The sequence below is a fragment of the Cellulosimicrobium sp. EB106-03-01-XG111 genome (assembly GCF_058792115.1).
Genome location: NZ_JBYTEQ010000003.1, coordinates 179,262 through 198,181, shown reverse-complemented (window position 1 = coordinate 198,181; position 18,920 = coordinate 179,262). Strand labels below are relative to the sequence as shown.

Genomic DNA, 18,920 nt, shown 5'->3' with positions numbered 1-18,920 from the left:
CCGTCTCCCCCCGTGCGACTGAGTGCTGCCGCCTACCGTAGCCGCCCGCGGGAGTGCCCGCGCACGAACCGTCCCTGCCGGTGGGGGCGTCTCAGTGGGTGATCGCGAGCCGGCGGTGCACCCGGCGCAGCGGTCCGGGCGCCCACCAGTTGTACCGCCCGAGCAGCGTCATCGTCGCGGGGACCAGCAGGAGGCGCACGATCGTCGCGTCGACGAGGACGGCGACGGCGAGCGCGAACCCGACCTCCTTGATGACGAGCAGGTCACCGAAGACGAAGCCGGCGAACACGACGACGATGATCGCGGCCGCCGACGTGATGATCCGCCCGGAGCGCTGCAGCCCCAGCCGGACCGCCTCGTCGTTGGACAGACCGGTGTCGTAGAGCTCCTTGATGCGTGCGAGCAGGAACACCTCGTAGTCCATCGCGAGGCCGAACGCGAAGGCGACGACGAGCGCGACGACGTACGTCTCGATCCCGCCCACCGAGGAGAAGTTCAGCAGCCCTTCCAGGTGGCCGTCCTGGAACACCCACACGAGCACCCCGAGGGACGCCGCGAGCGACAACGCGTTCGTCAGCAGCGCCTTCACCGGCACCACGACCGAGCCGGTCATGAGGAACAGGAGCACGAGCGTCGCGCCGACGACGATCCCCACGGCCCACCACACGCGCTCGCCGAGCGCCTCGAGGAAGTCGACCTGCCCCGCCGCCTGCCCCGTGACCCAGACGTCGAAACCCGGGTCGGTCGCCCGGACCTCCCGCACGACGTACACGGCCTCCGGGCCGCCGGCGTCGTCCGTGTCGACGTGCACGCCCACGGCGGCGTACGACCCGAGGGGTGCCGCCGGGTCGACGCTCGCGACGCCGTCGAGCGTCGCGACGTCGTCGGCCCAGGCCTGGGCGTCCTCGACGCTCGCGTCCACGACCGCGACGACCTGGGCACCCGCGCTCGACGGGTACTGCGCGGCGAGCTCGTCGACGAACTCACGCTGCGGCGACCCCTGGGGGAGCAGCTCGATCCCCGAGTTCCGCAGCTGCAGCCCGAGCACGGGCAGAGCGAGGACCACGAGCAGCGCTGCCGTGGTGAGCAGCACCCACAGCGGGTGCCGCTGGACGCGCCCCGCGAGGCGCGAGAACGCGCCCTCGTCCGACTGCACGTCCGCGGTCCGGGCGAGCACGCGGCGCAGCCCCGGGACCCGGCCGAGCAGCCCCGGGCGGGCGAGGCGGCGCCCCGAGTACGCGAGCAGCGCGGGGACGAGGGTGAGCGCCGTCGCGACGGCCACGAGCACGACCCCGAGCCCGGCCGCGCCGACCGCGCGCAGGATGTCCGGGCGGAACACCATGAGGCCCGCGATGGAGATCGCGACCGTGAGCGCCGAGAACGCGACCGTGCGGCCCGCGGTCTCCATGGTGCGCACGAGCGCCTCGTGCACCACCCCGTCTCCGCGCCGCCGACGCAGGGACGGGTCGTCGCCCGCCTCGATCAGGCGGTGCAGCTCCTCCCGGAACCGCGACACCACGAGCAGCCCGTAGTCGATCGACAGGCCCAGGCCGAGCAGGGTGACGACGTTGACGATGGAGGCGTCGACGTCGAGCACGTACGTGAGGCCCAGCAGCACCCCGAGGCCAGCACCGATCGACGCGACGGCCCCGGCCATCGGCATCGCCGCGGCGAGGAACCCGCCGAAGACGAGCACCATGATGAGCAGCGCGACCGGCAGGGCGACGGCCTCTCCCGTCGTGAGGTCCTCCTCGACCTGGCTCGTGATCGCCTCGACGATGAGCCCGTTCGACCCCACCAGGCCCGTCGCGTCGCCCGCCGCCTCCGGAGCGGCGTCCGCGAGCACCCCGGGGACGGCCTCGAGCTGCTCCACGACGCGGTCCGCGACCGCGTCGGTGCGCTCGGCGTCGAGGTCGGTGCGCAGCGTCACGACCGAGAGGAAGCCGCGCCCGTCCTGCGCGACGAGCGACTGCGCCGCGGGGTCCTCCACGCCGCCGGGGATCACGTACGGGTCGATGACCGTGTCGACACCCTCGATGGCGACGAGGTCGGCGTCGACCCCCGTCATGGCCTCCACGACCTGCGGGTCCGCCGGGTCGACGCCGGACACCAGGAGCGTGATCTCCGTGCCGCCCTCGTCGTTCTCCGCGAGGACCTGCGACGCCCGCTCGCTGTCCGAGCCCGGGATCGTCGGCGCGCCCGTCGTCACGCGGTCGAACACGCTCTCCCCGTGGACCCCGAACAGCGCCAGCGCGAAGCCGAGCGCCGTGAGGAGGACCCACACGACGACGGTGAGACGCGGGTGGCGGGCGACACGACGACCGAGGCTCGAGAACACGAGCGCCAGCATCCCACCCGCTCCCGCCGCGTGTCAGATCTCCCGCGCCCCGGGGACGGACGTTCACCCGACCTCCCCGGCCCGGCACCTCCGCGTGGGCGGCGGTGCGTAGGCTCGAGCCCATGTCCACCGGTGATCTCTTCGGCGGCGACCTCTTCGGCGCCGCCACCTCCGGCGCGCAGGGCACGCCGCGACCCGGACCGGGGGCCCCGCTCGCCGTGCGCATGCGCCCCGCCACCCTCGACGAGGTCGCGGGCCAGTCCCACCTCCTCGTGCCCGGCTCGCCCCTGCGGCGGCTCATCAGGTCCGGTGCCGAGAGCGACGCGTCCGGCGGCCGCGCGGCGCCCGGCTCCGTCATCCTCTGGGGCCCGCCCGGCACCGGGAAGACGACGCTCGCCTACCTCATCGCGACCGCCTCCGGCCGCCGCTTCGTCGAGCTCTCGGCCGTCACCGCGGGCGTCAAGGACGTCCGCACGGTCGTCGAGGACGCGCGCCGCCGACTCGCCACCGGCGGCGAGGAGACCGTCCTGTTCATCGACGAGGTGCACCGCTTCTCCAAGTCGCAGCAGGACGCGCTCCTGCCCAGCGTCGAGAACCGCTGGGTCACGCTCGTCGCCGCCACCACGGAGAACCCCAGCTTCTCCGTCAACTCCCCGCTGCTGTCGCGCTCCCTCCTGCTCACCCTCCAGCCGCTCGGCGACGACGACGTCCGCGCGCTCGTGCGCCGCGCGGTCGCCGACGAGCGCGGCCTCGGCGGCCTCGTCGCGCTCACCGACGAGGCAGAGGACCACCTCGTGCGCCTCGCCGGCGGCGACGCACGCAAGGCGCTCACCGTGCTCGAGGCCGCCGCCGGCGCCGTGCTGTCCGACGCCCCCGTACCCGTGCCAGCAGCGGCCGCCTCGGCCGACGACGACGCCGAGCCCCCCGAGGGCGCAGGGCGCGGCACGCCCGACGCCGGCCCACCGCCCGTGCCCGTCGATCTCGACGCCGTCGAGCGCGCCGTCGACGTCGCCGCGGTGCGGTACGACCGCGACGGCGACCAGCACTACGACGTCGTGTCCGCCTTCATCAAGTCGATGCGCGGCTCCGACGTCGACGCCTCGCTGCACTACCTCGCCCGCATGATCGCGGCGGGGGAGGACCCGCGCTTCATCGCCCGCCGCATCGTCATCGCCGCCGCGGAGGACGTCGGCATGGCCGACCCCTCGGCGCTGCAGACCGCGGTCGCCGCCGCCCAGGCGGTCCAGCTCATCGGCATGCCCGAGGGCCGGATCGTCCTCGCCGAGGCGGTCGTGCACCTGGCGACCGCGCCCAAGTCGAACGCGGCCTACCTCGGGATCGACGCGGCGCTCGCGGACGTGCGCGCCGGGAAGGCGGGGTCGGTCCCGCCCCACCTGCGCGACGCGCACTACCCGGGCGCCAAGCAGCTCGGTCACGGTGCGGGCTACCGGTACGCGCACGACGCGCCGCACGGCGTCGCCGCGCAGCAGTACCTGCCGGACTCCCTCGTCGGGTCGCGGTACTACACCCCGACCGACCGGGGCTACGAGCGCCAGGTCGGCGAGAGGCTGGGCCGCGTCCGCGACATCCTCGGTCGCGAAGCCGGGTGACCTGCTACCGTGACCGCAGCGCCAAATCGGTGCTAAACGGACACTCCGGAGGTACATCGCATGCGTCAGGTCCAGCGTCGCACCCTGAGCGCCCTCGTCACTCTCGCCCTCACGCTCGGCGGAATGGCCGTTGCGACGGCAGTCGCGGCTCCAGCCTCGGCAGCCACCCCGTTCTGCAACAATCACTACCTGCCCGCCGGCAACCTCGGCGTGCCCGGCTTCGTCAGCGGTGGCACGACGACCTACAAGTGCACCCTCTCCCAGGGCCGCACAGGGCAACCCGTCACGCTGCTGCAGCGGAGCCTGAAGGACTGCTATGGCCAGAACATCGCGGTCGACGGCAGCTTCGGACCCGCAACCCGGTCGGCGCTGATTGCGGCGCAGAGGACGGCTGGGGTCGCCGCTGACGGCCTCTACGGCCCCGCGACCGCCAAGGCCATCTACCACTCGGGCTACGCGAACGGCAGCGGCAGGCAGTTCTGCGGGAAGTTCTGATCAAACCTGGTCGGTGGGGCACAGCTGCTAGTGCTCCACCGACCGGACCTCTCGTAGGCAAGGTCACCCCACTTCGCGGTGTAGGCAGGTGATCGGCTCTGCAAGTTCTCGGTGTAACGCGAGTTGTCGATGTTCAGCGCCGGCCGGCGCACAGCCAGCCGCCGAAGGTGACCTCGAAGGCGTTGAGTGCCTCCTTCCAGCGGTAGGTCCAGCGGGCACTGCCCTTGCTGGCCGGGTCCAGGGCCATCACCGCAAGGTGGACGAACTCGGCCCACCCGTCGGACCAGAGCTTGACGATCGCGGAGTGCATGGACCCTCGCGCCTCGGTGATCTCCCAGAAGCGCTCCTCCGCGCCCGTGGCCGTAGGGTGTTGCAGATCGGGTACACCGGGCGCGCTTGTCCCAGTCTTGCTGGGCGGCGTACCGGAACGACGGTCGCGTCAGGTGCACCACGTACGTCCGCACCACGGTCTAGGGGCAGTCGTTGGACACGGACGCGGGCAGGCGCTTGAGCCCGTCGCGCACCAACATGAGCACGTCCGCCACGCCGCGGTCCTTGATCTCGGTCAGCACCTGCTGCCAGTACTTCGCGCCCTCGCCGCCGTCCCGGCCCACAGCCCGAGGATGTCCCGGTTGCCCTCGACCGTGACGGCCATGGCGATGTAGCTCGACCTGTTCGCGACCTAGGTGTCGTTGCGGGCGTTGCCGTCCACCCAGCCGCCGTGCTCCTGTGGCTCGTAACCCAGGTGGTCGTTGAGCTCGCGCCCCCAGCGCACACTTCACCACCAGCTTCGTCAGCCGGCCCAGCAGCGCGGCCTCGCTGTTCAGCACAGGCCCCTGCTCGCGGGCGTCGCCGACCAGCGCGGCGGCCAGCCCCCGATCCACCACCGCACCACGCTCCTCGACCGCCACCGTCCCCGGCTCCACGACCCCCACCTCACAGACCTGCACTTCAGTCATCTGGCGCAGAGCTCCCTGATCCGGAGTTGCACCGGGAGCCGTACAGTCCCCGATCGGGAATTGTCAGGTGGTCGGGTCTGCGCCGTGGTGCACGCGCATTTCGCGCGCATCGCTGCCGAGGCCCTCGGGTGCGGTAGACTGCTCAGGTTGCCTGCACGGCGACCACCTGGGACCTCGGCCCCGACCCCTCGCCCTTCCTCGCGGAGGAGGGAGCGGTCCATCGGCTGGTCCCGCACCCGGACCCGGTTATCGGGACCAGGTGTGACGTCAGAACCCGAACGACAGGAATGAGACACCGCTGTGACGTCTGTCAAGCGCTCGCGCCGCCAGGTCCGCCTGAGCCGCGCCCTGGGCATCGCCCTCACCCCGAAGGCCGTCAAGCACTTCGAGAAGCGCCCGTACCCCCCGGGTGAGCACGGCCGCGCCCGCCGCCGCACCGAGTCGGACTACGCGGTGCGTCTCCGCGAGAAGCAGCGTCTGCGAGCCCAGTACATGCTCCGCGAGAAGCAGCTCGCGCGTGCGTACGAGGACGCCCGCAAGGACAAGGGCCTGACCGGTGAGGCGCTCGTCGAGAACCTCGAGACGCGTCTCGACGCGCTCGTGCTGCGCGCCGGCTTCGCCCGCACCATCCTGCAGGCGCGTCAGGCGGTCACGCACCGCCACATCCTCGTCGACGGCAAGATCGTGGACCGTCCGTCGTTCCGCGTGAAGCCCGGCCAGACCCTCCAGGTCAAGCCGAAGAGCCAGGCGACGACGCCGTTCCAGGTCGCGGCCGCGGGCGCGCACCGCGACGTGCTGCCGGCCGTCCCGGGCTACCTGGACGTCCAGCTCGAGAAGCTCAGCGCGGTGCTCACGCGTCGCCCGAAGCGCGCCGAGGTCCCCGTGCAGTGCGAGGTCCAGCTCGTCGTCGAGTACTACGCGCGCTGATCTCTGCCCCGGACGCCTCGCTCACCGCTTCGTCGGCGAGCGGGGCGTTCGTGCGTCCGGGCCGGTGCGCCGGCCCGCCCCGCGCGGGTGCGGTCGCGCCGTGCCCGACGACGGTCCCCGCCCTGGTGCGGGTAGTGTTTCGCGGAGCCGTGGGTGCGTCCGCGAGGAGCCCTGCGGCGACGACCGTCCCGCGCGTACGGCGCACGGGTGCCGCGCACGCGGCACCGTGACTGGCACTGGAGGAAGAATGTCCCTGGGAGATGTGGCCGGCCTCATCGCAGCCGTCGCGTTCGTGCTGCTCGTCGGCCTGCTCGCGGTGCCGCTCCTCAAGCTCGGCCGCGTGCTCGACGAGGCGCGCGCGAGCATCAAGGAGGTCACCGACCACTCGGTGCCGATCCTCGACGAGGCCGCGACGACCGTCGCCACGACGAACAGCCAGCTCGTCAAGGTCGACACCATCACCACGTCGGCCGCCCAGGTGAGCGAGAACGTCTCCGCGCTCACGGGCCTGTACGCCGCGACGTTCGGCGCGCCGCTGGTCAAGGTCGCCGCGTTCACCTACGGCGTGCGCCAGGCCGCCGCACGCTCGTTCGGCGGCCGTCGGGCGTCGGGCCGGTCGTCGGCCTCGTCCACGGGCCGCGCCGAGGGGTCGCGCTGATGCGCCGGGTCTTCTGGATCGGTGTCGGCGTCGCGATCACGGTCGTGGTCGTCGTGCGCGGCAAGAAGGTCCTGGCGCGCTACGCGCCGGCGTCGCTCGTGGACCAGGCGACCGAGCAGGTGAACGGCCTCGGCGAGAAGGTCGTCGAGATCGCCCGCGACTTCCGCACCGAGTTCGCGCTCGCGCGCGACGCGCGCGAGCAGGAGCTCATGGCGGCGCTGCTCGCCGAGGGCCAGGAGGACCCGGACGCCGTCCGCGCACGTCGCGCGGCCGGACGCCACGCGCGCCCCGCCGCCGCCGACCGGGACGCCTTCGACGACACGGACGACGTCGAGGACCTGCTCGGTTACTCCTTCTAGGACGCCGAGCCCGCGGCGCCCACCGCACCACCCCGCACGACCACCGACCTCTTTCCGAAGGACATCATGCGCACCGCCGAGATCCGCAAGCGCTGGCTCGACTACTTCGCCGACCGCGACCACACCGTCGTGCCGTCGGCGTCGCTCGTCTCCCCGGACCCGTCCACGCTGTTCACCATCGCGGGCATGGTCCCGTTCATCCCGTACATGACGGGGGAGCAGACCCCGCCGTGGGACCGTGCGACGAGCGTCCAGAAGTGCGTGCGCACCCTCGACATCGACGAGGTCGGCAAGACGACGCGCCACGGCACGTTCTTCCAGATGAACGGCAACTTCTCGTTCGGGGACTACTTCAAGGAAGGCGCGATCACCTACGCCTGGGACCTCGTCACGGGCGCGCGCGAGGAGGAGAAGTACGGGTTCGACCCCGAGAGCGTGTGGGTCACCGTCTACCACGACGACGACGAGGCGCGGCAGCTCTGGAAGCGCATCGCCGGCCTGCCGGACGAGCGCATCCAGGCGCGCGGCAAGAAGGACAACTACTGGTCCACGGGCCAGCCCGGCCCCGCGGGCCCGTGCTCGGAGATCTACATCGACCGCGGTCCCGAGTTCGGCCAGGAGGGTGGCCCCGTCGTCGACGAGGACCGCTACCTGGAGATCTGGAACCTCGTCTTCATGCAGTACGCGATCGACGACGTGAAGTCGAAGGAGGAGTTCCGGATCGTCTCGGAGCTCGCGCGCAAGAACATCGACACGGGCATGGGCCTGGAGCGCGTCGCCTACCTCCTCCAGGGCAAGGACAACCTCTACGAGATCGACGAGGTGTTCCCCGTCATCACCGCGGCCGAGGCGCTCTCCGGCAAGCGCTACGGCGCGAACCACGAGGACGACGTCCGCATGCGCGTCGTGGCCGACCACGTCCGCTCGGCCCTGATGATCATGAGCGACGGCGTGCGCCCGTCCAACGAGGGACGCGGCTACGTGCTGCGCCGTCTGCTCCGCCGCTCGGTGCGCGCGATGCGCCTGCTCGGCGTCGAGGACCGCGCCATGCCCGCGCTGCTCCCGGTGAGCCGCGACGCGATGGCGCCGTCGTACCCGGAGGTCGCGACCGACTTCGCGCGCATCTCCGACGTCGCCTACACCGAGGAGGACGCGTTCCGGCGCACGCTCACGGCCGGCACGACGATCCTCGACACCGCCGTGTCGCGGGCCAAGGCCGCGGCCGGCTCGGGCAGGACGCCGCTGCTCGGGGGCGACCAGGCGTTCGCGCTGCACGACACCTACGGCTTCCCGATCGACCTCACGCTCGAGATGGCGGCCGAGCAGGGCGTCCAGGTCGACGAGAAGGCGTTCCGCGCGCTCATGACCGAGCAGCGTCAGCGGGCGCGCGCCGACGCGCTCGCGAAGCGCTCGGGCGGCGTCGACACGGCGGCGTACGAGTCGCTCGCGTCCGAGCTCGCGGCTCCCGTGGAGTTCCTCGGGTACACCGAGTCGTCCGCGGCGGTGCGCGTCGCCGGTCTGCTGGTCGACGGCGTCCCCGCCCCGGCCGCGACGGCCCCGGCGGACGTCGAGATCGTGCTCGACCGCACCCCGTTCTACGCGGAGGCCGGCGGCCAGCTCGCCGACCACGGCACGATCGTGCTCGACGGCGGCGCGACCATCGAGGTCGACGACGTGCAGCGCCCGATCAAGGGCCTGTCGGTGCACCGCGGCCGCCTGGTCGAGGGCACCGCGGCGCTCGGCGACCCGGGCACCGCGACGATCGACCGCGACCGTCGCAAGGCGATCAGCCGCGCCCACTCGGCGACGCACATGATCCACAAGGCGCTCCAGGAGTCGCTCGGCAAGGACGCGACGCAGGCCGGGTCGGAGAACGCGCCCAGCCGCATCCGCTTCGACTTCCGCCGCTCGTCCGCCGTGCCCTCGGGCGCGCTCTCGGAGATCGAGGAGCGGGTCAACACCCAGCTCCAGGAGAACCTCGAGGTCACGGACCAGCTCATGCCGATCACCGAGGCGCGCGCCCTGGGGGCGATGGCGCTGTTCGGCGAGAAGTACGGCGACACCGTGCGCGTCGTCTCCATCGGCGGCGACTGGTCGCGCGAGCTCTGCGCCGGCACGCACGTGCAGCGCACGGGCCAGCTCGGCCTCGTCACGCTGCTCGGCGAGTCGTCGATCGGCTCGGGCGTGCGGCGCGTCGACGCGCTCGTCGGGGACGGCGCGTACGGGTTCCAGGCGAAGGAGCACGCGCTCGTGGGTCAGCTCACGGGTCTGCTCAACGTGCGGACCGAGGAGCTGCCCGACCGCGTGAGCACGCTCGTGTCGCGCCTGCGCGACGCCGAGAAGGAGCTCGCCCAGCTCCGGCAGGCCCAGCTCCTCGCGGCGGCCGGCACGCTCGCCGCCGGGGCGGAGCTCGTGGGCGGCACGCGCGTCGTCGTGCACGACGCCGGCGAGGTCGCGTCCGCGGACGACCTGCGCGCGCTAGCGCTCGACGTGCGCGGCCGTCTCGGCGAGGCGGAGCCCGCGGTCGTCGCCGTCGGCGGCGTCGCGAAGGGTCGCCCGCAGGTCGTCGTCGTGACGAACGCCTCCGCTCGTGCGGCCGGGCTGCGCGCCGGCGTGCTCGCCAAGGCTGCCGCCCAGACGCTCGGTGGCGGTGGCGGCGGCAAGGACGACATGGCCCAGGGCGGCGGCACGGACGTGTCCGCGCTGCCCGCCGCCCTCCGGGGCGTGCGCGACGGCGCCGCGGCCGGCGCGTGACCGGCCTGCCCGTGCAGCCCGCCGACGACGGGCGCGCCCCCCTCCCGCGGGGGGCGCGCCTCGGCGTCGACGTGGGCAGCGTCCGCGTCGGCCTGGCCGCGAGCGACCCCGACGGTCTCGTCGCGACTCCCGTCGAGACCCTCGCACGCGACACGCGCGCCGGCGCGGCGGTGCCCGCCGACGTCGCCCGCATCGCGGCCGAGGTCGAGGAGCGCAACGCCCAGGTCGTGTACGTGGGCCTGCCGCGGCACCTCTCCGGCGGGGAGGGCGCCGCCGCCCAGGGCGCCCGGGCGTACGCTGGTGCGGTGGCTCGCGTCGTCGCACCGGTGCCGGTGCACCTCGTCGACGAGCGGATGACGACCGTCAGCGCCCACCAGGCGCTGCACGCGTCGGGACGCGCCGGTCGCAAGCACCGGAGCGTCGTCGACCAGGCCGCCGCCGTTATCATTCTGCAATCCGCTCTCGAGGCCGAGCGGGGCGCGGGGGTGCGCGCCGGAGAACCTGTAGACCCGACAGGAGACCACCGACCGTGACCGACCTGTTCGAACGGCCCGCAGTCCAGGGCGAGCAACAGCCCGCGCGCTCCTCGCGCGCCGAGCAGCGCGCGCGCCGGGCCGCGAAGAAGCGACGCCAGCGCCGGCGCCGCCGGGCCCTCGTGGTCCTGCTCGTCTCCCTCCTCGTGGTGGGCGGAGCGGGCTACCTCCTGCTCAACAACGCGTCCGACCTCTTCGGGTTCGCGAACCCGCTCGAGGCGAAGGACTTCGAGGGCCCGGGGACCGAGCCCGTCGACGTCGTGATCGAGCCCGGGTCTACGGGCCGCGACATGGGGGCCGTGCTCACCGAGGCGGGCGTCGTCGCGAGCTCCGCGGCGTTCGCGAACGCGTTCGAGGAGAACCCGAACGCCGGCAGGATCCAGCCGGGCACGCACACGCTGCTCCTCGGTATGTCCGCGAAGGACGCTGTCGCGCGCCTCGTGGCGAACGACTCGCGCGTCGAGACGAAGATCACGATCCCCGAGGGCTACACCGTCAAGCAGATCCTCGAGCGGTCGTCCTCCGTCACGGGAATCTCCGTCGCGGAGTTCGAGGCGGCCATGGCCGACACCGCCGCCACGGGGCTGCCCGCCGAGGCGAACGGCAACTACGAGGGCTGGCTCTACCCGACGACGTACGTCCTCGAGCCGGGCGACGTGAGCCCGCAGTCAGTGATCCAGCAGATGGTCTCGCAGACCGTGATGAAGCTGGATGAGCTGGGGGTAGCCCCTGAGGATCGGGAGACCGTCCTGAACAAGGCCTCTCTGATCGAACGGGAGGCGAAGTACGCCCCCGACCGACCGAAGATGGCCCGCGCAATCGAGAACCGCCTGGCCATCAACATGGCGCTCGAGATCGACGCGGCCGTCGCCTACGGCCTGGACAAGCCGGGTACCGAGCTCACGCGCGAGGACACCCGGAACCCCGACAACCCGTTCAACACCTACGCCCACAAGGGTCTGCCCCCGACTCCGATCGCGAGCCCAGGCGCCGACTCGCTGGCGGCCGTGGTGAGTCCGGAACCAGGCGACTGGATCTTCTGGACCGCAGTCAACCTGGAGACTGGCGAGACCAAGTTCGCGGTGACGTGGGAGGAGCACCAGAAGAACGTGGCCGAGCTGCGTCGGTGGCAGGCGGAGAACGGCGGGTGAGCACCAAGCGCTCGCCGCGACGCGCGGCCGTCCTCGGCCACCCCGTCGCGCACTCGCTGTCGCCGGTGCTGCACCGTGCCGCGTACGACGCGCTCGGGCTGGACGGGTGGTCGTACGAGGCGATCGACACCACCGAGGAGCAGCTCCCGGCCTTCGTCAACGGCCTCGACGCCTCGTGGGCGGGCCTGAGCCTGACCATGCCGCTCAAGCACGCGGTGATCCCGCTGCTGGACCACGTCGACCCGCTCGCCAACGTTGTCGGGGCGGTCAACACGCTCGTGGTTCAGCCCACGGGTGGGACGCGACCGACGTTCGTCGGGACGAACACCGACGTGCACGGCCTCGTCGCGGCGCTGCGCGAAGGGCTGGAGGAGCGGGAGGTCCGTTCCGCCGTCGTGCTGGGCGCCGGCGCGACCGCCGCCTCGACGCTCGCCGCGCTGGCGCAGCTGGGCTGCACCGCACCGACCGTCCTCGTGCGCTCGCTCGGGCGCACGGGGACCCTGCAGCGCGCCGCGCACCGCATGGGCGTCGAGCCGCGGTTCGAGTTGCTGGACCCGGCGTCACCCGCGCTCGTCGACCGCCTCACCCGCACGGACGCGGTGGTGGCTACCCTGCCGTCGCGTGCCGCCGACCCGGTGGCGGACGCGCTGTCCCGGGCGGGGGCGACGCCCGGCGGGGTGCTGCTCGACGTCGTCTACGACCCCCGGCCCACCGCGCTGTCCGTCGCCTGGACCGCGGGCGGCGGCACCGTCGTCGGCGGCGAGCGGATGCTCCTGCACCAGGCGGCCGAGCAGGTGCGGCTCATGACGGGCAGGGCCGCGCCGCTGGCGACGATGGACCGCGCCCTCGGCTCCGCGCTCGGCGTCCCCGCCTGACGTCCCCTCAATGCCCGCATAGTTGCGTGGCGATGGGCCCTGGTCTATGTTCGCCCGCGACACTGTTGTCTGTTTAGGGGGAATTATGAGAATCGTGCGACGACTGCTCGCTCTGACGATGACTGCCGGACTGCTCGTGAGTGGCGGCGTCCTCACCGCTACGTCTGCCTCTGCCGCTTACCCGACATGCAACACGATCGGCATTCGCAACGGCATCGCAACCCCCTACGCCTCAGCCGCAGGGACCTACACGTGCAACCTGCGGTATCTCAACACTGGTGCCGGGGTGCGCGCGCTTCAGGACTCGCTGAACGAGTGCCACGGCTTCAATCTTGTCGTCGATGGCTCTTACGGTCCGGCTACGCGGGCTGCGGTTCTGAAGTTCCAGAAAGACCGCGGTCTGACCGCCGATGCCGTCTACGGGCCTCAGACGCGCAACGCGATCAAGTGGGTGTTCTGGAGCAACGGGACGCCCCGGCCGTCCTGCCACTCGTACTGACCAGCAACGCCGGCGCGGCGTGGCCCGAGTCTGCTCGAGTCACGCCGCGTTGATCCGTGGTGTCGAGGAAGTCGTGCCCATCTCGATGTAGCGGTGCGGACTACTCCCTTGGTGACGGTAAGCCTCCCTACTTCCTCGCCTTGATCGTTCCACCCAGCTTCGTGCTGTTTGATCGCGACGGCATCGGCACGAGCTGATCGACGTCTTGGTTACCTCTCGCGGCGCACGCTGGCCCTCCGTCGGCCGGTGCGGCACGCTCGCTCGCACCACTTCACGGGACGCGCAATCCGACCGGCGCCGTGCCGGGGACGTGCGGGCAAGCAGCGCCGATGCGCCCGCATCCAGGGCCTGTACGACCCGACCTTCTACCAAGCGATCCACGTCACGTCGGTGCACGCCAACACCGCGCCGAGCACCATGAACGGGCCGAAGGCCACCGCGGTGTCACGGCGCGCGCGCCGCAAGACCACCAGGCCGAGCGCCCACGCCCCGCCGAGCAGGAACGGCAGGAGGAGCCCGGCGACGAGCTCGGCCCACCCGAGCCACGCGAGCGGGGTGCCGAGCGTGCCCGCGAGCTTCACGTCGCCGAACCCCAGCCCGGGCGGGTGCGCGAGCCGCAGCGCGGCGTAGGTACAGAAGCCCACGGCGCCGCCGGCGAGCGCGCGGACGAGCGGCTGCCCGTCGCCCGCCGCGAGCGACGCGACCGCGAGCAGCACGACGACCGCGCCCCCCGTCGGCAGCACGATCACGTCCGGCAGGCGGTGCGTGCGCGCGTCGATCACGGCGAGCAGCGCGCCTGCCGCGGCGACGACCGCGACGGCGGGCGTCGCCCACGACGGGCCCGACCACCACACCGCGGCCAGCACCGCGAGCAGCGCGAGCACTCCACCCGCCCGGCCCGCGACCCGGAGCTCCCGGGCGAGGTCGGCGCGACGTCGTCGTCCCCACGACTTCGGCGCGCCCGCGGTCACGACGGCCGCCCGTGCCTCGTCCGGCTCGTCGTCACCCGACCCGCGGCGCGATGTCGCGGCGTGCCTCGTCCCGTCCCCCTGCTGGACCATGCGCGGCACCGTAGCGCGCCCACGGTGGCGTGCGACGTCGTCGTCCACAGGCCGCCGCGTCGGCGGGCGCGGCGCTGCGCGCCGCGCCGCAGGGGACCACGTGACCGAAGCCGCAGGGGAACGCTCGACCGTCGTCGCACGCCGTCGGTCCGCACTGCGGGCGGCCGCCGGGACGAGGGCGCCGACGTGGGAGGATGGCGATCATGCTGCGTTGGTTGACATCGGGTGAGTCGCACGGCGAGGCGCTGGTCGGGATCCTCGACGGGCTGCCCGCGGGCGTCGAGCTCACGACGGACGACGTGCGCGCCGCGCTCGCGCGTCGCCGCCTCGGGTACGGCCGCGGGTCCCGCCAGAAGTTCGAGCAGGACGAGCTGCGCGTCCTCGGCGGCCTGCGCCACGGCGTGACGCAGGGTGGTCCGCTCGCCATCGAGATCGCGAACTCCGAGTGGCCCAAGTGGGTCGACGTCATGTCGTCCGACCCGGTGCCGCCCGAAGCGCTGCTCGTCGACGCCGGGACGGGTGACGTCCGGGAGATCGCGCGCAACCGCCCGCTCACCCGGCCGCGCCCCGGGCATGCCGACCTCGTCGGCATGCGCAAGTACGGTTTCGAGGACGCACGCCCGGTGCTCGAGCGCGCCTCGGCGCGCGAGACCGCGACGCGCGTCGCGCTCGGCACGGCCGCGGCGAAGTTCCTCGAGCAGGCGCTCGGCGTCCGGCTCGTGTCGCACGTCGTCGCGATCGGGCCGGTCGAGGTCCCCGAGGACGCGCCGGCGCCCGGCCCCGACGACGTCGCCGCGCTCGACGCCGACCCGGTGCGCTGCTTCGACCCGGACGCCGCGGCGGCCATGGTCGCGGAGATCGACGAGTGCCAGAAGGCGGGAGACACGCTCGGCGGCGTCGTCGAGGTGCTCGCGTACGGGGTCCCCTCGGGCCTGGGCACATACGCGCAGAGCGACCGGCGCCTCGACGCGCGCCTCGCCGCCGTCCTCATGGGCATCCAGGCGATCAAGGGCGTCGAGGTCGGCGACGGCTTCCGCACCGCGCGCCGCCGCGGGTCCGCCGCGCACGACGAGATCGAGCGCGGCGCCGACGGTCGCATCCACCGGCGCAGCAACCGCGCCGGCGGGGTCGAGGGCGGCATGTCGAACGGCGAGGTGGTGCGCGTGCGCGCCGCCATGAAGCCGATCTCGACGGTGCCGCGCGCGCTCGCGACGGTCGACGTCGTCACCGGCGACGTCGCCAAGGCCCAGCACCAGCGCTCCGACGTGTGCGCGGTCCCGCCCGCGGCGGTCGTCGCCGAGGCCATGGTCGCGCTCGTCCTCGCCGAGCAGGCGCTCGAGAAGTTCGGCGGCGACTCCGTCGCGGAGGTCCGCCGGAACGCCGAGGCGTACCTCGCCGCGATCCCCGAGCTGCAGCGCTGATGACGCCCGTCGCCCCGGGGACCCGCCCGGTCGTCGTGCTCGTCGGCCCGCCCGGCAGCGGGAAGTCGACCGTCGCGCGCCACCTGGCCGAGCTGCTCGGCCTCGCGCAGCGCGACACGGACGTCGACGTCGAGACCACGGCCGGGAAGCCGGTCGCGGACATCTTCGTCGACCACGGCGAGCCGCACTTCCGCGAGCTCGAGCGCGAGGCCGTGACGACCGCGCTCGCGACGCACGACGGCGTCCTCGCCCTGGGCGGCGGCGCGGTGCTCGACGAGCACACGCAGACCGCGCTCGCCGCGTACGTCGTCGCGGGCGGGACGGTGGTGTTCCTCGACGTGAGCCTCGCGCACGCCGCACCGCGCGTCGGTCTCAACCAGGCGCGTCCGCTTCTGCTCGGGAACCCGAGGGCGCGCTGGGCCGCGCTCATGGAGGCGCGGCGCCCCGTCTACGAGCGGGTGTCGACGCTGCACGTCGTGACCGACGCGCGCACGCCCGCCCAGGTCGCGCGCGAGATCCGCGAGCACCTCGTCGACGGCGCGCCCGGTACCCCCGGGCGCACGACGCCCGCACCCGCGCCGGCCGACCCCGCCGGCACCCCGGTCGAACAGGAGAACGCGTGAACGACACGACCCCCGACGCCACCACCCCCGCCCCGGACACGACCGCGGCCGCGCCGACGCGCGTGCGGGTCGCGGGCGAGCAGCCGTACGACGTCGTCGTGGGGCGCCACCTGCTCGGCGAGCTGCCCGCCATGCTCGGCGAGCGGGTGCGCCGGGTGCTCGTCGTGCACCCCGCGGCCCTCGCCGCGACGGCCGAGGTGGTCCACGAGGACCTCAAGGCGTCGGGCTACGAGGCGTACGTCGCGGAGGTCCCGGACGCGGAGGAGTCCAAGACCGCGCAGGTCGCGGCGTTCCTGTGGGGCGTGCTCGGGCAGCTGGACTTCACGCGCACGGACGCGGTCGTCACGGTCGGCGGCGGTGCGACGACGGACCTCGGCGGCTTCGTCGCCGCGACGTGGCTGCGCGGCATCCGCGTGGTGCACGTGCCGACGACGCTCCTCGCGATGGTCGACGCCGCGGTCGGGGGCAAGACCGGCATCAACACGGCCGAGGGCAAGAACCTCGTCGGTGCGTTCCACCCGCCCGCAGGCGTGCTGTGCGACCTCGCGGCCCTCGAGTCGCTCGGCCGCTGGGACTTCGTCGCGGGTCTCGCCGAGGTCGTCAAGACGGGGTTCATCGCGGACGAGCGCATCCTCGAGCTCGTCGAGGAGCACGCCGACGCGCTCGCCGCGTGGGGCACCCGGCCGACGACGGACGAGACCTGGGCCGTCGTCGCCGAGCTCGTCGAGCGCTCGGTCGCGGTCAAGGCGCGCGTCGTGGGGGAGGACCTCAAGGAGGCCGGTCTGCGCGAGATCCTCAACTACGGGCACACGCTGGGCCACGCCGTCGAGCTCACCGAGCGCTACCAGTGGCGTCACGGCGCGGCCGTCTCCGTCGGCATGGTGTTCGCCGCCGAGCTCTCGCGCCTCGCCGGGAAGCTGGACGACGCCGTCGTCGAGCGGCACCGGGCGATCCTCGGCTCGCTGGGGCTGCCCCTCACCTACCGGGGCGACCGCTGGGAGCAGCTCATGTCGGCCATGCGCCGTGACAAGAAGTCGCGCGGCGACCTCCTGCGGTTCGTCGTGCTCGACGACGTCGCCCGCCCGACCCGCCTCGAGGGCCCGGACCCGACGCTGCTCGCCGCGGCCTACGCGGAGATCGCGGCGGACGCCCCGGTGGGCCGGGGGCCGATCGCCCTCTGAGGGTTCCTCGGCGCGGTCAGGTCCACAGCCCTCGGGTGCGGAGCACGTCGCGCAGCACGTCGGAGCGGTCGGTGACGATCCCGTCGACCCCGAGGTCGAGCAACCGGTGCATGGTCGGCGCGTCGTTGACCGTCCAGGCGTGCACCGCGACGCCGGCCCGGTGCGCGGCCCGCACGAACGCGGAGTCCACGACGCGCACCCAGCCCTCGCGCACCGGTACCTGGAGGCAGTCGACGGAGCGCGCGGCCCGGCGGGCGAGCGCGTCGACGCGGGCGCGCCCCGCGAGCAGCATGCCCACCACCGCGCCCCGCGCGCCGGACACGGTCACAGGCCGCGAGAGCCGCGCGACGGTCGCCTCGCGCCGCGCCGCGGCGAACGACGCGACGCACACGCGGTCGTGCGCGCGCGTGCGCTCGATCGCGCGCGCGACCGGCTCGGCAGCCGCCGCCGACTTGACGTCGACGTTGACCCGCAGGTCCGGCCACGTCCCGAGGACGTCCTCCAGCGACGGCACCGGCTCTCGTCCCCCGATCCGGGCGGCGCGCACCGTGCGCCACGGGAGGTCGGCGACCAGGCCGCGCGCGTCCGTCGTCCGGTCCAGCGAGGCGTCGTGGAGCGCCACGGCGACGCCGTCCGACGTCGCGTGGGCGTCCGTCTCGACGTACCGGAGCCCCAGCTCGCGGGCCGCCGCGAACGCGGCCATCGAGTTCTCGAGACCTTCGCGCGAGAAGCCGCGGTGCGCGAGCGCCGCGAAGGGCACGTCCAGGTAGCGCGTCGCGCTCATGCGGCCGCCCCTGAGCGGGCGTCGGACGGCGCGGGGCCGGGTGCGCAGGGCAGCGGCAGGAGCAGGACCGGGGGCAGAGGGCGGGCAGCGCTGAGGGTCACCCCGCCAGCGTGCCCGAGGCCGTGGTCCGTCGCTCGTCGGGAGCGAGCACGGACGTCTCGTCGTGGCCGGCCCCGGCACGGCTAGGCTCGGGCGCCATGGAACGCGTGCTCGTCCTCAACGGACCCAACCTCGGTCGGCTCGGCGTGCGGGAGCCGGAGATCTACGGCTCGGCCTCGATGGCCGACCTCCGTGCGTCGGCCTCGACGTGGGGGAGCGCGCTCGACCTCGCCGTCGACGTGCGGCAGACCGACGACGAGTCCGAGCTCGTCGGCTGGCTGCACGAGGCCGTCGACGCCCGGGCCCACGTCGTGCTGAACCCGGCCGCGTTCACGCACTACTCGTACGCGGTGCGCGACGCCGCCGCGCAGGTCACGACGTCCGGCCTGCTGCTGGTCGAGGTCCACCTGAGCAACCCGGCGGCGCGCGAGGCGTTCCGCAGCCACTCCGTGGTGGGCGCGGTGGCGACGGGCACGGTCGCGGGCTTCGGCTTCGACTCCTACCGGCTCGCGCTCGAGGCGGTCGCCGCGCGCCTGCGTGGATCGGCCCAGGCTTGATCGTGCTCGATCAAGCCCCAGGGCTTGATGGGCCGG

19 protein-coding genes are annotated in these 18,920 nt (G+C 73.5%); 14 read left to right on the top strand and 5 right to left on the bottom strand.

Annotated elements, in window-relative coordinates; all coding sequences use genetic code 11:
* Nucleotides 1-91 precede the first annotated feature (91 nt).
* Entirely contained in the window at nucleotides 92-2,338 is a 2,247-nt protein-coding gene (locus AC3WT4_RS04925) for an MMPL family transporter (protein WP_492314873.1), read from the bottom strand.
* A gap of 122 nt (nucleotides 2,339-2,460) precedes the next feature.
* Between AC3WT4_RS04925 and AC3WT4_RS04920 the strand changes: the two genes are divergently transcribed.
* Together AC3WT4_RS04920 and AC3WT4_RS04915 are read left to right on the top strand one after the other, a co-directional pair.
* Nucleotides 2,461-3,948, top strand: a complete 1,488-nt coding sequence (locus AC3WT4_RS04920; protein WP_492314872.1) for a replication-associated recombination protein A — start codon at nucleotides 2,461-2,463, stop codon at nucleotides 3,946-3,948.
* 60 nt (nucleotides 3,949-4,008) lie between these two features.
* Nucleotides 4,009-4,443, top strand: coding sequence for a peptidoglycan-binding domain-containing protein (locus tag AC3WT4_RS04915; protein WP_363466282.1), 435 nt, complete (start codon nucleotides 4,009-4,011; stop codon nucleotides 4,441-4,443).
* Between the two features lie 133 nt (nucleotides 4,444-4,576).
* Here AC3WT4_RS04915 and AC3WT4_RS04910 read toward each other — a convergent pair whose 3' ends face one another.
* Nucleotides 4,577-4,753, bottom strand: a complete 177-nt coding sequence (locus tag AC3WT4_RS04910) for a hypothetical protein (RefSeq protein ID WP_492314871.1) — start codon at nucleotides 4,751-4,753, stop codon at nucleotides 4,577-4,579.
* Nucleotides 4,754-4,913: 160 nt separating this feature from the next.
* Nucleotides 4,914-5,057, bottom strand: a complete 144-nt coding sequence (locus AC3WT4_RS04905; protein WP_492314870.1) for a transposase — start codon at nucleotides 5,055-5,057, stop codon at nucleotides 4,914-4,916.
* Nucleotides 5,058-5,702: 645 nt separating this feature from the next.
* On the opposite strand from AC3WT4_RS04905, the gene rpsD reads away from it, so the two are divergent.
* The 8 genes from rpsD to AC3WT4_RS04865 all read left to right on the top strand — a co-directional run bounded on the left by rpsD (nucleotide 5,703) and on the right by AC3WT4_RS04865 (nucleotide 13,158).
* Nucleotides 5,703-6,329 carry a 30S ribosomal protein S4 gene (gene rpsD / locus AC3WT4_RS04900; RefSeq protein ID WP_074806274.1) on the top strand — a complete coding sequence of 209 codons (627 nt, stop codon included), beginning with the start codon at nucleotides 5,703-5,705 and terminating at the stop codon, nucleotides 6,327-6,329.
* A 247-nt stretch (nucleotides 6,330-6,576) separates the two neighbouring features.
* Nucleotides 6,577-6,987 carry a DUF948 domain-containing protein gene (locus AC3WT4_RS04895; protein ID WP_074806276.1) on the top strand — a complete coding sequence of 137 codons (411 nt, stop codon included), beginning with the start codon at nucleotides 6,577-6,579 and terminating at the stop codon, nucleotides 6,985-6,987.
* On the top strand, nucleotides 6,987-7,346 hold the full coding sequence (locus tag AC3WT4_RS04890) for a hypothetical protein (protein WP_076404900.1): 360 nt from the start codon (nucleotides 6,987-6,989) through the stop codon (nucleotides 7,344-7,346). The genes AC3WT4_RS04895 and AC3WT4_RS04890 overlap by 1 nt, the downstream gene beginning before the upstream one ends.
* A 66-nt stretch (nucleotides 7,347-7,412) precedes the next feature.
* On the top strand, nucleotides 7,413-10,100 hold the full coding sequence (alaS, locus tag AC3WT4_RS04885) for an alanine--tRNA ligase (RefSeq protein WP_492314869.1): 2,688 nt from the start codon (nucleotides 7,413-7,415) through the stop codon (nucleotides 10,098-10,100).
* The gene (gene ruvX, locus AC3WT4_RS04880) at nucleotides 10,097-10,633 is read left to right on the top strand and encodes a Holliday junction resolvase RuvX (protein ID WP_255437130.1); all 537 of its coding nucleotides are present in this window, start codon (nucleotides 10,097-10,099) and stop codon (nucleotides 10,631-10,633) included. The genes alaS and ruvX overlap by 4 nt, the downstream gene beginning before the upstream one ends.
* Nucleotides 10,630-11,784: an endolytic transglycosylase MltG gene (gene mltG / locus AC3WT4_RS04875; RefSeq protein WP_074806283.1), complete on the top strand. Its 1,155-nt coding sequence runs from the start codon at nucleotides 10,630-10,632 to the stop codon at nucleotides 11,782-11,784. The genes ruvX and mltG overlap by 4 nt, the downstream gene beginning before the upstream one ends.
* On the top strand, nucleotides 11,781-12,659 hold the full coding sequence (locus AC3WT4_RS04870) for a shikimate dehydrogenase (RefSeq protein ID WP_492314868.1): 879 nt from the start codon (nucleotides 11,781-11,783) through the stop codon (nucleotides 12,657-12,659). The genes mltG and AC3WT4_RS04870 overlap by 4 nt, the downstream gene beginning before the upstream one ends.
* A gap of 94 nt (nucleotides 12,660-12,753) precedes the next feature.
* A complete protein-coding gene (locus tag AC3WT4_RS04865; RefSeq protein ID WP_492314867.1) occupies nucleotides 12,754-13,158 on the top strand; it encodes a peptidoglycan-binding domain-containing protein in 405 nt (134 codons plus the stop codon).
* 365 nt (nucleotides 13,159-13,523) lie between these two features.
* Here the strand turns inward: AC3WT4_RS04865 and AC3WT4_RS04860 are convergent, their stop codons facing one another.
* Nucleotides 13,524-14,219, bottom strand: a complete 696-nt coding sequence (locus AC3WT4_RS04860) for a prepilin peptidase (protein ID WP_492314866.1) — start codon at nucleotides 14,217-14,219, stop codon at nucleotides 13,524-13,526.
* 203 nt (nucleotides 14,220-14,422) lie between these two features.
* On the opposite strand from AC3WT4_RS04860, the gene aroC reads away from it, so the two are divergent.
* The 3 genes from aroC (at nucleotide 14,423) to aroB (ending at nucleotide 17,444) form a co-directional block, all read left to right on the top strand.
* Entirely contained in the window at nucleotides 14,423-15,640 is a 1,218-nt protein-coding gene (aroC, locus tag AC3WT4_RS04855) for a chorismate synthase (protein ID WP_074807201.1), read from the top strand.
* Nucleotides 15,640-16,263 carry a shikimate kinase gene (locus AC3WT4_RS04850; protein WP_492314865.1) on the top strand — a complete coding sequence of 208 codons (624 nt, stop codon included), beginning with the start codon at nucleotides 15,640-15,642 and terminating at the stop codon, nucleotides 16,261-16,263. Before aroC ends, AC3WT4_RS04850 begins: the two co-directional genes overlap by 1 nt.
* A 62-nt stretch (nucleotides 16,264-16,325) precedes the next feature.
* Nucleotides 16,326-17,444: a 3-dehydroquinate synthase gene (gene aroB, locus AC3WT4_RS04845; RefSeq protein ID WP_108046779.1), complete on the top strand. Its 1,119-nt coding sequence runs from the start codon at nucleotides 16,326-16,328 to the stop codon at nucleotides 17,442-17,444.
* Between the two features lie 16 nt (nucleotides 17,445-17,460).
* On the opposite strand, the gene AC3WT4_RS04840 is transcribed toward aroB, so the two are convergent.
* A complete protein-coding gene (locus AC3WT4_RS04840; RefSeq protein WP_492314864.1) occupies nucleotides 17,461-18,228 on the bottom strand; it encodes a glycerophosphodiester phosphodiesterase family protein in 768 nt (255 codons plus the stop codon).
* Between the two features lie 197 nt (nucleotides 18,229-18,425).
* Between AC3WT4_RS04840 and AC3WT4_RS04835 the strand changes: the two genes are divergently transcribed.
* Nucleotides 18,426-18,884 carry a type II 3-dehydroquinate dehydratase gene (locus AC3WT4_RS04835; protein WP_492314863.1) on the top strand — a complete coding sequence of 153 codons (459 nt, stop codon included), beginning with the start codon at nucleotides 18,426-18,428 and terminating at the stop codon, nucleotides 18,882-18,884.
* Nucleotides 18,885-18,920 lie beyond the last annotated feature (36 nt).